A 12,435-nucleotide genomic window follows, 5' to 3' on the forward strand; every position below is an offset into this window, starting at 1 on the left:
GCAGCGAGGTGGCCTCGTCCAGCACCAGGGTGTGCGGGTCGGCCAGGACCAGGCGGGCCAGTGCCAGCTGCTGGGCCTGCGGCGGGGTGAGGGCGGTTCCGCCGGAGCCGACCTCGGTGTCCAGGCCGGCCGGCAGTGCCTCGACCCACGGCCCCGCGTCGACGGAGTCCAGAGCCTCGCGCAGCTCGCTGTCGTCCGCGGTAGGGCGGGCGAGCAGCAGATTGTCCCGCAGGGTGCCCACGAAGACGTGGTGCTCCTGGTTGACCAGGGCGACATGGGAGCGGACCCGTTCGGCGGGCATCTCGGCGAGCGCCGCACCGCCGAGGGTGACCCGTCCGCGCCTCGGTGCGTAGATGCCGGCGAGCAGCCGGCCGAGGGTGGACTTGCCGGCCCCCGAGGGCCCCACCAGCGCCAGCCGGGCGCCCGGCTGGACGTCCAGGCTGATGCCGTGCAGCACGTCGGCGCCCTCCCGGTAGCCGAAGCGCACCTCGTCGGCGCGGACCCGGCGGCCGTCGGGTGCGATGGTGTGGTCCACCTCGGTGTCCTCGATCTCCCGGACGCCCACCAGCCGGGCCAGCGAGGCCTGCCCCACCTGCAGTTCGTCGTACCAGCGCAGGATCAGGTCGACCGGCTCGATCAGCATCTGCGCATAGAGCACCCCGGCGGTGAGCTGTCCGACGCCCAGCCAGCCGTGGAGGGTGTAGACGCCGCCGAGGGTGAGGGTGGCGACGGTCGCCAGGACGTAGGGCAGGTCGACGGTGGGGAAGTACCGGGTGCGCAGCCACATGGTGTAGCGCTCCCAGGAGAGCCAGGTGCGGATCCGCTGGTCGGTCAGGGCGACCCGCTGGTCGCCGAGGCGCAGCGCCTCCACGGTGCGCCCGGCGTCGACGGTCTCGGCGAGGACGGTGTTGACGGCCGCGTAGGAGGCCGACTCGGCGCGGTACGACTGCGGGGCGCGGCGGAAGTACCAGCGGGAGCCGGCCAGCAGCACGGGGAGGCCGACCAGTGAGGTGAGCGCGAGCAGCGGTGAGGTGAGGGCGAGGGCGCCGAGCACCAGCAGCACCGAGACCACGGCCACCGAGAGTTCGGGCATCGCGTCGCGCACCGACCGGGAGAGCCGGTCGACGTCGGTGGTGGCGCGGGACACCAGGTCTCCGGTGCCGGCCCGCTCCAGCACGCCCGGCGGCAGGGCCACCGAGCGGACCAGGAAGTCCTCCCGGAGGTCGGCGAGCACCTGCTCGCCGAGGACGGCGGCGCGCAGCCGTGACATGCCGGTGAAGGCGGACTGCACCGCGAGGGCCAGCAGGTACCAGAGGGCCGCCTGGGCGATCCGGCCCTCGGTGGTGTGGGAGTCCAGCTGGTCGACCAGCCGGCCGAGGACCCAGGGGCCGACCAGTCCGGCCACGGCGCCCACGGCGTGCAGGCCCACCACCGCGGCGAAGCGTCCCCGGTGGCGGGAGGCCAGCAGACGGACATAGCTGCGTACTGCGGCCCGGGAGCCCACCGGCAGCAGGCTCGCCGCCTCGCGTTCCTGGGCCGCGGGATCGGCCGGGGGCTTCATACGGTCTCCTCGAGGGCGGCGGTCTCCTCGCGGGTGACCACCATGCGGTAGCGGGGCTCGGTGTGCATCAGCTCGCGGTGGGTGCCGGTGGCGACCACTCTGCCGTCCTGCACCAGGGCGACCTGGTCGGCGCGGTCCAGCAGCAGCGGGCTGGTGGCGAGGACCACGGTGGTGCGTCCTCGGCGGATCTCCTTGAGGCCGTCGGCGATCCGGGACTCGGTGTGGGCGTCGACGGCGCTGGTGGGTTCGTCGAGGACGAGCACCGGCGGGTCGGCGACCAGCGAGCGGGCGAGGGCCAGGCGCTGGCGCTGGCCGCCGGAGAGCGATCTGCCGCGCTCGGTGATCCGCGACCGCATGGGGTCGCCGCCGGACTCGGGGGAGTTGTCCACCAGGGCGTCGAGGGCGTCGTCCGCGCGGACGGCGGCCAGTGCCTCGGGGGGAGTGACCCGGCCTGAGGAGGGGACGGCGAAGAGCTCGGCGAGGGTGCCGGAGAGCAGTACCGGTTCCTTGTCGTGGACCAGCACGGCGGCGCGGGCGTCGGCGAGCGGCAGTGCGTCCAGGGGGACGCCGCCCAGCCGGGCCGAGGGCGCGCGGGGGCCGTCCTGGGCCGCCGCGGGGTCCTCCGCCGTCGCAGGCAGGCTGACCGCGGTGGTCCGCCGCTCCGCCGCATCGGCGGGGTCGTGGTCCGCGCCGTCCGCACGGGCGGCGCCCGGCAGATGGCCGCCGAGCCGCTCGGCCAGCGCCCCTGCCACATCGGGGTCGCCGCAGACCACGGCGGTCAGCCGGCCCGCGGCGGCCGTGAGGCCGGTGGCGGGGTCGTGGAGGTCGGAGCGGGCCGCCCGGTCGGGGCTGAGCACGGCGGTGCCGGCCTCACCGCCGCCGTCGGTACGGGCGAGGCTGAGCACCCTGACGGCGCGCCCGGCGGAGACCCGGGCGACGGTCCAGGCGTGGGCGGCCTCGCCGAGCACCCGCAGCGGTCCGGCCAGGAACGCGGTGGCGCCGTACACGGCGATCAGCTCGCCGATGCCCATGGCGCCGGTGACCACCAGATGGGCGCCGTACCAGGTGACGCCCACCACGAAAGCGCCCGGCAGCAGCACCTGCTGGGCCCGCATCACGGCCCAGACCCGGGCGGCGCGTACGGCTGCGGCGCGGACCTTCTGCGAGGCCTCGCGGTAGCGGGCGAGGAAGAGCTCCTCCCCGCCGATGCCGCGCAGCACCCGCAGTCCGGCCACGGTGTCCGCGGCCAGTTCACTGGCCTTGCCGCCGAGGGACCGCTGCTGGTCGAAGCGGCGCTCGAAGGGGCCGATCAGCGGCCAGATGGAGACGGCGAGCACCGGCACACCCAGCAGGACGGCGAGGCCGAGGACGGGCTGACGGGCGAGCACCACCGCGGAGACGGCGAGCCAGACGGCGACGGCGGCCCACAGCCGGGCGGTGATCTCGACGAACCAGCCGATCTTCTCCACGTCGCCGGAGCTGACGGCCACGACCTCGCCGGTGGCGATGCGGTGGGAGAGACCTCCGCCGAGTCTGGAGGCCTGACGGGCCACCAGCTGGCGGATCTGGGAGGCGGCGGTGATCCAGTTCCACACCGCCTGGCGGTGCAGCATGGTGGCGGCGGCGGCCTGGACGGCGCCCAGCAGGAAGGCGCCGGCGCCGCAGAGCCAGATGGCGTCCGGGTCGCGGTCGACGGCGGCCTGGACGCCCCGGCCGATCAGCAGCGGGATGGCCGCCTGGGCGCCCATCTGCAGCACGCCCCACAGGACGGCCAGCAGCTGTCCGCGCCGCTGGGAGCGGCGCAGCCAGCGCAGGAAGCGCGATGGTGAGGTGAGGTCGGGACTGCCGGGGTCGGACATCGGCAGCTGGATGAGCGACATGACGCTCCGTTGAGGGGTGCGGTCGGGGGTGCGGTGGCCGGCGCCCGCCACACGCCCGGTGCGGGCCGTACGGAGGCGTGCCGAGAACCCCGCCGTGCTGGACGGCCGGGTCTGGTGGGGGAGACGGTGCAGGATGGCCGGCCGGGTCACTGCCGGGCGGCGGCAGATGTCAGGAGTTCGCCATGGTCACCGAGCGTGCCCGCCACGGCGCCGAACCGCAACCGGTTTTCCGGGCCTGTGGACAACTGTGCGGTGCCGCCGCCGGGAGACTCCCTGCGACGGCACCGCTCGATCGACGGGACGGGGGTGAACGGCCGCTTCCCTCCGGTCACGGCTTGTCACCTTGGGGGGCGCTGCCCCCGGGGCCGCTTCAGGCGGCGGTGTCCAGCTCCTTGGAGGCCGTCCACAGCGCCTGAAGCGCCACCAGGTAGACGCCCTGCAGGTCGGCGAGGGTGGCCGACTGGCGGTCGCTCCAGGAGGGACGCGCGCCCTGCTGAGCGCCGCCACATCGCCGCAGCTCACCCTCGACCTCCGCCACGTAGGCGCGCACCGCGTCGTTGGCGCGGTCCACGGCACGCTGGAGGTCGCCGAGGGCACCGAGGTGGCTCAGATCTCCGGGGTTCGACAGGACTGACGACATGTGGTGATTCTATGGAGTGTCACCGACAGCCGGGCTCGCCTTTGTTTGCCCGCACCGCTCCCACCAGCGGATTCCGCTGGGGAGCGTTGCTGAGATCACATTTCCGGCAGGTTTGCCGGCCACCTCTGGTGGTGAGGAGGGCCGTCCGCTACAGCCGTGCGGTCTTCCGCAGCAGCTCCATGGCCCGGATCCGCTCGGCCTCGTCCAGCGGCTCCAGCAGCAGCCGCTGGACCTCGTCGACCCCCGGGGCGCAGCGGCCCAGCACCTCCTGGCCGACCGGCGAGAGGGCCAGCAGGTTGCGGCGGCCGTCGGCGGGGTCGCGGCGGCGCAGCACCAGGCCGCGCCGCACCAGCCTGCTGACCATCTCGGCCATGGTGGCCTTGTCCAGCGAGGCCCGCTCCCCCACGGTCCGCTGATCGATGCCGGGCTCCAGGGAGAGGACCTCCAGCACGGCGTACTGGGGCGCGGTGAGGTCCGCGCCGATGTGCTCGTTCCACAGCCGGGTGTGCACCTGCTGGCCGACCCGGATCAGATAGCCGACGGCCCGCTGGGCGTCCAGCAGCGGCCGGGCCTCGGCCAGCGCGGCGACGGCGACCGGTTCCAGCCGGGCTATCCGGCCGAGGAGGGCGACCAGGTCCTGCTGCTCGGTCTGGTCGAGCGGCTCGAACAGCATCCGCTGGACGCGCACCACTCCCGCGGTGGCCTCGCGCACCTGCTGCGCGCCGCTCGGGGAGAGGGCCAGCAGCTTGCGGCGGCCGTCGGCGGGGTCGCGGCGGCGCAGCACCAGCCCGCGCCGCACCAGCCGGCCGACCATCTCGGCCATGGTGGCCTTGTCCAGCGACGCCCGCTCCCCCACGGTCCGCTGGTCCGAGCCGGGCTCCAGGGCCAGGGCGAGCAGCACCCCGAACTGGGGGGCCGTCAGCTCCGCGCCGACCTGCTCCGCCCACAGCCGGGTGTGCACCTGCTGGGCCACCCGGATCAGATGGCCGGGAGCCTTCAGCGGGCCTTCGAATGTACGGGCGATCTCGATCTCCCCCAGCACCATGAGTCCGTCCCCATGTCGCGCCCGACGTGCTCGTGTCCGTCGGGGGGCGCAGTAACGGCGTGCCGGCGTCCCGCAGTCCTGGGAGCTCCGCCGAGCAGCCGACGGCTGCTGGCGGACACTATACAAATGTCCGACTGATCTGCCAGGTCTGGCGGCATAGTAAACGCTTGTTCTGGCATCGGCCAGTTTTGCTCCTTACTTCCACAGGAGCTTCACCCGATCGCCAGCCCCCGTAGGAGCAGATCCGCAAATGTCCGGCCGATCTCCTCCGGACGCAGCTCGCCGTCGGGCCGGTACCAGGTGCCCAGGTGGTGGACCCCGCCGAAGAACTGGTGCACCACGAGGTCCGCGGAGACCTCCGGGCGCAGCTCCCCGGCCTGCTGCCCCTCCTCCACCAGCGCCCGGAACCGCTCGTGGTAGCGACGGCGCCCGCTGCGCACGGCGGCCTGGCGGCCTGGCGGAAGCATGTGCATGGACCGCATGGAGACCACAGCGTCGTCCAGGTGGTCCAGCGTGGTCACCACCACGTCCGCCGCCGCGGCGCGCAGCCGCCCGGCTGCGGGGCCGCCGCCCGCGGCGATCTCGGCCAGCCGCCGGGTCTGCAGCTCCAGCAGCCGGGTGTAGATCTCCTGGAGCAGGTCGTCCTTGGCGGAGTAGTAGTGGTACATCGCGCCCTTGGTGACGCCCGCGCGCTCCACGATGTCCTGCACCGACGTCTGGGCGAAGCCGCGTTCGGCGAAGAGGGAGCTGGCGACGGCGAGCAGCCGCGCCTGGACGGGCAGTGCGGCCTCCGCGTCCCCGCGCGGGGCCCGGCCGGGGGTGTCCGGGCGCAGCGTCCCGGGGAGCGCGGAGCGTACGGGCCGGGGCCGGGCCGGTGGCTCCCCTGCAGGTCTGCGGCGGGCGTCGGTCACCTGGACTCCTCTCCCCGGGTGGATCGCACAGTGCCACTCTAGCGGACATACCTACTGGTCGGTATGGTGACGGGGCGGCGCCGGGACCAGCCCGGCCGCGGCGAAAGGACGGCACCCATGGCCGACCAGCCCCCGGGCCTCGACCTGGACCGGCTGCACGCCCATCTGACGCAGGCCCAACCCGGTCTGACCGCCGGTCCCCTCTCCGCCCGGCTGATAGCCGGCGGGAAGTCCAATCTCACCTACACGGTCAGCGACGGCGGCTCCCGCTGGGTGCTGCGCCGCCCCCCGCTCGGCCATGTGCTCGCCACCGCCCATGACATGGCCCGGGAGTACCGGGTGATCACGGCGCTGTCCGGAACGGCCGTACCGGTGCCCGCCACCCATCTGCTGTGCGAGGACCCCGAGGTGCTCGGCGCCCCCTTCTACTTGATGGAGGAGGTCCACGGCACCGTCTACCGCACCGCCGAGGACACCGCGGACCTGGGCGCGGCCCGCGCCCGCCGCCTGTCGGCGCACCTGGTCGACGTGCTGGGCGAGCTGCACGCGGTGGACCCCGCCGAGGTGGGCCTCGCCGACTTCGGCCGCCCGGAGGGCTACATGGCGCGCCAGGTGGAGCGCTGGCAGCGCCAGTTCCAGGCGTCCCGCAGCCGTGAGATCAAGGGCATGGAGGAGCTGTACCAGCGGCTGCGCGGCTCGGTGCCGGCGGTCCAGCGCGTCGCCGTGGTGCACGGCGACTACCGGCTGGACAATGCGATCTTCGGACCGGACGACCGGGTGGCGGCCGTACTGGACTGGGAGATGGCGACGCTGGGCGACCCGCTCGCCGACCTGGGGCTGATGCAGGTGTACTGGGACATCGCCCGCGAGGTGCCGCAGAACCCGGTGTCCTCGGCGGTCAGCGCCGGGGCCGGCTTCCCCGCCATGGCCGAGCTGGTGGCCCGGTACGCCGACCGCAGCGGCCTCGACACCACCCCGCTGCCCTGGTACGTGGCCTTCGCCCGCTACAAGCTGGCGATCATCGCCGAGGGCATCCACTACCGCTTCACCCAGGGCAAGACCGTGGGTGGCGGCTTCTCGCACATCGGGGCCATGGTGCCGCCGCTGGTCGCGGCGGCGCTGGAGTCCCTCCTGACGGAAGGGTCCTGACCGATGGAGTTCGCCTACGACAGCCGTACCGAGGAGCTGCGCGGCCGGCTGCTGGCCTTCATGGACGAGGTGGTGTACCCGGCCGAGCCGCTCTTCGAGGAGCAGGTGGCCGCCGCCGGGGACCCCTGGGCGCGGCCGCCGCTGATGGCCGGCCTCAAGGCCGAGGCGCGCCGCCGCGGGCTGTGGAACCTCTTCCTCCCGGGTGACCACGGCGCCGGGCTGACCAATCTCCAGTACGCACCGCTGGCGGAGATCACCGGCCGCAGTCCGCACCTGGCCCCGGAGGCGCTCAACTGCGCGGCACCGGACACCGGCAACATGGAGGTGCTGGCCGAGTTCGGCACCGCCGAGCAGCGCGACCGCTGGCTGAAGCCGCTGCTGGAGGGCGAGATCCGGTCGGCGTTCTGCATGACCGAGCCGGAGGTGGCCTCGTCCGACGCCACCAACATCGCCACCCGGATCGAGCGGGACGGCGACCACTACGTGATCAACGGCCGCAAGTGGTGGTCGACCGGCGCCATGGACCCGGCCTGCGAGATCTTCGTGGTGATGGGCCGGACCGACCCGGACGCGCCCAGGCACCGCCGGCAGTCCATGATCCTGGTGCCCCGCGACACCCCCGGTGTCACGGTGGTCCGCGGCATGACCGTCTTCGGCTACACCGACGGACCGCACGGCGGCCACGGCGAGGTGCTCTTCGAGGATGTGCGGGTGCCCGCAGCCAATCTGATCGCCGGTGAGGGCGAGGGATTCGCCATCGCACAGGCCAGGCTGGGTCCGGGCCGCATCCACCACTGCATGCGGCTGATCGGCACGGCCGAGCGCGCGGTGGAGCTGATGTGCCGCCGGGCCCTGGAGCGCAGCGCCTTCGGCAAGCCGCTGGCCGAGCAGGGTGTGGTCCAGGAGTGGATCGCCGAGTCCCGGGTGCGCATCGAGCAGCTGCGGCTGCTGGTGCTGAAGACCGCCTGGCTGATGGACACGGTGGGCAACCGGGGTGCACACACCGAGATCCAGGCCATCAAGATCGCCACTCCGGCCGCGGTGGAGTGGATCCTGGACAAGGCGATCCAGACCCACGGCGGCGGCGGGGTGTCCCAGGACTTCCCGCTGGCCCGGCTGTGGGCGGGGGCACGCACCCTGCGCTTCGCCGACGGTCCGGACGAGGTCCACCGGCGGTCGCTGGCGCGCCGTGAGCTCAGGCGTCATCAGCCCGCCTGAGCCGGACGGATGCGGTGCGGCCCGGCCCTGACACCGGGCCGGCCCGCTCCGTACCCCGCTCCACCCCGGACCGCCGTACGGACGACGAACCGCAGGCAACGCCCCTCAGACAACGACCCGCAGACAAACGACCGGCAGACAAACGACCCGCAGACAAACGACCCGCAGGCAACCACCCACAGGCAACGACTCCAAGGAATGCGAGTAACCACATGACCGAGCAGAGCACCGCCCCCCGCGTCGCCATCGTCACCGGGGCCGCCCGCGGCATCGGCGCCGCCACCGCGGTCCGCCTGGCCGCCGACGGTTTCGCCGTCGCGGTGGTGGACCTGGAGGAGTCCGCGGGCAAGGAGACCGTCGACAGGATCACCGCCGCGGGCGGCCGGGCGCTGGCGGTGGGCGCCGACGTGGCGGACGCCGAGCAGGTGCAGGCCGCCGTCGACCGGATCGCCGCCGAGCTGGGCGCCCCCACGGTGCTGGTCAACAACGCCGGTGTGCTGCGCGACAACCTGCTGTTCAAGATGTCGGAGTCGGACTGGGACATCGTGATGGGGGTGCACCTCAAGGGTGCCTTCCTGATGACCAGGGCGGTTCAGAAGCACATGGTGGACGCCGGGTTCGGACGGATCGTCAACCTCTCCTCGTCCTCCGCCCAGGGCAACCGCGGGCAGGCCAACTACTCCGCTGCCAAGGCCGGACTGCAGGGCTTCACCAAGACACTGGCCATCGAGCTGGGCAAGTTCGGCATCACCGCCAACGCGGTCGCCCCCGGCTTCATCGCCACCGACATGACCGCCGCCACCGCCGCCCGCGTCGGCATGGACTTCGAGGAGTTCAAGAAGGTCGCCGCCACCCAGATCCCGGTGGCCCGGGTCGGCGTCCCGGACGACATCGCCCACACCATCTCCTTCCTGGTCAGCGAGGGCGCGGGCTTTGTCTCCGGCCAGGTGGTCTATGTGGCCGGCGGGCCGCTGGACTGACGCTCCCCGGCCCCCGGGAAGCAGCAACCACACCTCAGGAAAGACAGGTACGGACGGATGACGGAGCAGAGCGGGCGCGTCGCGCTCGTCACCGGGGCGAGCCGCGGCATAGGTTTCGCGGTCGCCGAGGCCCTGGTGGCCCGCGGCGACCGGGTGGTGATCACCGGTCGGGACGGCAAGGCGCTGGAGGAGGCCGTCGAGCAGCTCGGCGGCCCCGGACACGCGCTCGGGGTGGCCGGCAAGAGCCATGACCCGGCCCACCGGGAGGCCGCGGTCGGTCTGGCCATGGAGCACTTCGGCCGGATCGACGCCCTGGTCAACAATGTGGGCACCAACCCGGTGTTCGGCTCCATGGTCGACCTCGACCTGGATGCGGCCCGCAAGATCCTGGACATCAACGTGGTGTCCACGCTGGGCTGGGTGCAGCTGGTGCACCGGGCGTGGCTGGGGGAGCACGGCGGGGCCGTCGTCAACGTCTCCTCGGTGAGCGCGCTCGGCCCGGCCCCCGGCATCGGGATGTACGGGGCGAGCAAGGCGGCCCTGGTGCAGCTCACCCAGCAGCTGGCGTACGAGCTGGCGCCGGCGGTACGGGTGAACGCGGTGGCGCCGGCGGTGGTGAAGACCCGCTTCGCCGAGGCGCTCTTCGCCGGACACGAGGAGGAGACGGCCGCCGCCTACCCGCTGAAGCGGCTGGGCGTCCCGGAGGACGTCGGCGGCGCGGTGGCGTTCCTGCTGTCGGACCAGGCCTCCTGGATCACCGGCCAGACGCTGGTGCTGGACGGCGGCCTCACCCTTGGCGGCGGGCTGGGCTGAACGGGTCCGCCGGGCGGGCCGCACCCCTCGGGGTGCGGCCCGCCCGGCGCCAGAGAGAAATGCCGGCGGAACTCCGTGTTTCGTTCCGGGAAATTCCGGCGGACGGCACGCTCCGGAATCGGTACACCCGCGAACAGCCCCCGCCGCATTCCGGACCCAACCCTCCCGATCCGCAGGGGACCAGACGTCGGCGGATGTCCACGGCGGAATCGGACATCCCTGCCGCAAGCCATGGAAACCCGAGTCGGCGGCAACTCGCACCGCGCCGGGATGATTCTCGTCACATTCCCGCCGGTGCACCTCGCAGACCTGCTTCTTTATCCTCCGCTAACACAGTCGATCAGGTCACATCGTCATTACGAAGGGCCGGTCGGTCACGAGCGCAGTGTCACGGGCTGTAACGTCAAGGGAGTGCGTACCCAGACGAACGACGCCGCTCCGCTCGGACGGCCGGACCAAGACGTCGCGGGGCGGCCGCAGGAGCGCCGCTGGCCGCCGCTGACGCGCACCCACAAGGTCCTCTTCGGCGCCGTCATCGTGCTGTACGCGGTGGTGGTCGTGGGCGTCCTCACCAACTCCTGGATGGTGGCCCTGGACTGGGACACCATGCTGGTCAGGCCCTACAAGCGCTGGCCGCAGCTGCTGCCGTACCTCAACGTCTGGATCGTCGCCGGCCAGCGCGGCCCCTCGGCGATCGTCGCCTGCGTCTGGCTGGTGTGGCGCAGTCACCGGGCGCGCAGCATGCGGCCGCTGCTGGTGATGGCGACGGCGCTGCTGCTGCTCAACATGACGGTCGGCGCGGTGAAGATCGTCACCGGCCGGCTGGGTCCGCACTACGCGCACTACCTGGGATCGCCCGAACTCTTCGCCGGCGGCCAGATCTTCCCCTCCGGGCACACCGCCAACTCGGTGGTGACCTGGGGCGTCCTCGCCTATCTCGCGGTCCGGTTCCGCCGCACCGGTGCACTGGTCGCCGCTTTCACCGCCGCCTCCATCGGGCTCACCACGGTCTATCTGGGCACCCACTGGATCAGCGATGTGTTCGCCGGCTGGACGGCCGGGGTGCTGGTGCTGCTGGTGCTGCCGCTCTTCGAGCCGGTCATCGCCTCCGTCGACGACCGTATCCGGCAGCTCTGGCAGGGCCGCCGGGGCGCGCCGCAGCCGGCCCCCGCCCCCGCGGCGGCCTCCGGCTGGTCCGGCTGGGACCAGGCGGTCCAGGACGAACTGGCCGGGGTCGGCGGCTTCTCCGACGACCAGCCGGAGCGTCCGACCGGCCACCGGGGCGTTCCCGGCTGACCTGCCGTCAGCCCGTCCAGCAGCGCACCACCAGGCCTGCATCCACCGCGAAGTTGATCCGTCCCACGCGGTACTCCAGGGTGACCAGGGCGTCGCGGGGCACCACCCGCACCGCGGTCCACCCCCGTGCCCTGGCGGTCGTCTCCGCCTGCTCGGCGGGGAGCCCCAGATAGCCCTCCGGGTCGTCCTGCGGCGGTTCGGGAATGTCGGACATCTCTGCGTCCTCACTCGATCGGGGGTGCCGGTCAGCACCCTGCGTACGCTGCCACCCCCGCGACAGCCTCTGTTGCCTTCGCCACGCTATGCCTGCCCGCTGCGCGGCGGAAGACGCGCCGGACTGCGCCGCGCCGCAATCCGGACCGGCGGCGGCCGTGAATGTCCGGTGCCCCTGGCGGGGAGGTTCCGCGTTTCGCCCGGGAAATGTCCGGGGCCGGCGGTGGCCGCCCCGTACCGTCCGCGGAATTCGCCGCACCGTTCGACTCCCGGCCGCGCCGGGTGAATTGTGCGCACACCACGCATTCCGCGGTCAGGCAAATGGAGGCACCGCACCCCGCGCCGCCGGTGCCCGGCCGCCGGGCTTTCGGGCGGTCACCGCGGGATTTGCCACGAACGGTGGTGCCGCCAGGTGCGGACTGGCACAGTGTGGCCAGCACGGGCACCACACCAGCCGCTCCCCGGGGGAACCGCAGCGATGCACCAGACCGGCTCCGCCCCTGACCGCAGTGCATCCGGCCGCGGCGACCCGGACCGCGGCGCCCCCGACCGGCTCGGGAGTTCCCCCTCCGGCATCCCGGCGGGCCCACCGGACTCCGCCACTCTGGTGCTCGGTCTGGACGTGGGCGGCACCACCACCCGGGCGCTCCTCTGCGACCTGGCCGGCAACCGCCGCGGCCGGGCGGTCAGCGGGGGCGCGAACCCCGGCGCCCACCACCCCCACCGGGC

At 73.3% G+C, this 12,435-nt stretch carries 11 protein-coding genes and 1 pseudogene; 6 read left to right on the plus strand and 6 right to left on the minus strand.

What is annotated here, in order from left to right; all coding sequences use genetic code 11:
- From AOK09_RS32805 to AOK09_RS32825, 5 genes are all read right to left on the minus strand, one after another.
- Positions 1-1,561 (minus strand): ABC transporter ATP-binding protein (locus AOK09_RS32805; protein WP_055590865.1); only part of this gene is annotated, 1,561 nt, incomplete at its 3' end.
- Positions 1,558-3,441 (minus strand): ABC transporter transmembrane domain-containing protein, encoded by a 1,884-nt coding sequence (locus AOK09_RS32810; protein ID WP_055590866.1) that lies wholly within the window; start codon positions 3,439-3,441, stop codon positions 1,558-1,560. The genes AOK09_RS32810 and AOK09_RS32805, both read right to left, overlap by 4 nt.
- A 370-nt stretch (positions 3,442-3,811) precedes the next feature.
- Entirely contained in the window at positions 3,812-4,081 is a 270-nt protein-coding gene (locus AOK09_RS32815; protein WP_055590867.1) for a hypothetical protein, read from the minus strand.
- A gap of 148 nt (positions 4,082-4,229) precedes the next feature.
- Positions 4,230-5,126: a MarR family winged helix-turn-helix transcriptional regulator gene (locus tag AOK09_RS37120; RefSeq protein WP_063796140.1), complete on the minus strand. Its 897-nt coding sequence runs from the start codon at positions 5,124-5,126 to the stop codon at positions 4,230-4,232.
- A gap of 212 nt (positions 5,127-5,338) precedes the next feature.
- Entirely contained in the window at positions 5,339-5,959 is a 621-nt protein-coding gene (locus tag AOK09_RS32825; protein ID WP_079063618.1) for a TetR/AcrR family transcriptional regulator, read from the minus strand.
- Positions 5,960-6,154: 195 nt separating this feature from the next.
- Between AOK09_RS32825 and AOK09_RS32830 the strand changes: the two genes are divergently transcribed.
- From AOK09_RS32830 to AOK09_RS32850, 5 genes are all read left to right on the plus strand, one after another.
- Positions 6,155-7,186, plus strand: a complete 1,032-nt coding sequence (locus tag AOK09_RS32830) for a phosphotransferase family protein (RefSeq protein ID WP_055590868.1) — start codon at positions 6,155-6,157, stop codon at positions 7,184-7,186.
- A 3-nt stretch (positions 7,187-7,189) separates the two neighbouring features.
- Positions 7,190-8,404 (plus strand): acyl-CoA dehydrogenase family protein, encoded by a 1,215-nt coding sequence (locus tag AOK09_RS32835; RefSeq protein WP_055590869.1) that lies wholly within the window; start codon positions 7,190-7,192, stop codon positions 8,402-8,404.
- Positions 8,405-8,616: 212 nt separating this feature from the next.
- The gene (gene fabG / locus AOK09_RS32840) at positions 8,617-9,384 is read left to right on the plus strand and encodes a 3-oxoacyl-ACP reductase FabG (RefSeq protein WP_055590870.1); all 768 of its coding nucleotides are present in this window, start codon (positions 8,617-8,619) and stop codon (positions 9,382-9,384) included.
- A 57-nt stretch (positions 9,385-9,441) separates the two neighbouring features.
- On the plus strand, positions 9,442-10,197 hold the full coding sequence (locus AOK09_RS32845; protein WP_055590871.1) for an SDR family oxidoreductase: 756 nt from the start codon (positions 9,442-9,444) through the stop codon (positions 10,195-10,197).
- Between the two features lie 411 nt (positions 10,198-10,608).
- Entirely contained in the window at positions 10,609-11,493 is an 885-nt protein-coding gene (locus AOK09_RS32850; protein WP_245687590.1) for a phosphatase PAP2 family protein, read from the plus strand.
- A 7-nt stretch (positions 11,494-11,500) separates the two neighbouring features.
- Here AOK09_RS32850 and AOK09_RS32855 read toward each other — a convergent pair whose 3' ends face one another.
- Entirely contained in the window at positions 11,501-11,707 is a 207-nt protein-coding gene (locus AOK09_RS32855) for a proteinase inhibitor I78 (protein WP_055590872.1), read from the minus strand.
- A 477-nt stretch (positions 11,708-12,184) separates the two neighbouring features.
- Here AOK09_RS32855 and AOK09_RS41205 point away from each other — a divergent pair.
- Positions 12,185-12,435: pseudogene (locus tag AOK09_RS41205) on the plus strand (hypothetical protein); the annotation flags it as partial.

It is taken from the genome of Peterkaempfera griseoplana (genome assembly GCF_001418575.1).
GTDB classification, from domain to species: Bacteria; Actinomycetota; Actinomycetes; order Streptomycetales; family Streptomycetaceae; genus Peterkaempfera; species Peterkaempfera griseoplana.

Bases quoted from the DNA above. Each gene is read 5' to 3' on its own strand.
- AOK09_RS32845 (WP_055590871.1), top strand. From the start codon at position 9,442: ATGACGGAGCAGAGCGGGCGCGTCGCGCTCGTCACCGGGGCGAGCCGC.
- AOK09_RS32835 (WP_055590869.1), top strand. From the start codon at position 7,190: ATGGAGTTCGCCTACGACAGCCGTACCGAGGAGCTGCGCGGCCGGCTG.
- AOK09_RS32815 (WP_055590867.1), bottom strand. From the start codon at position 4,081: ATGTCGTCAGTCCTGTCGAACCCCGGAGATCTGAGCCACCTCGGTGCC.
- AOK09_RS32830 (WP_055590868.1), top strand. From the start codon at position 6,155: ATGGCCGACCAGCCCCCGGGCCTCGACCTGGACCGGCTGCACGCCCAT.
- AOK09_RS32810 (WP_055590866.1), bottom strand. From the start codon at position 3,441: ATGTCGCTCATCCAGCTGCCGATGTCCGACCCCGGCAGTCCCGACCTC.
- AOK09_RS32855 (WP_055590872.1), bottom strand. From the start codon at position 11,707: ATGTCCGACATTCCCGAACCGCCGCAGGACGACCCGGAGGGCTATCTG.
- fabG (WP_055590870.1), top strand. From the start codon at position 8,617: ATGACCGAGCAGAGCACCGCCCCCCGCGTCGCCATCGTCACCGGGGCC.
- AOK09_RS37120 (WP_063796140.1), bottom strand. From the start codon at position 5,126: ATGGTGCTGGGGGAGATCGAGATCGCCCGTACATTCGAAGGCCCGCTG.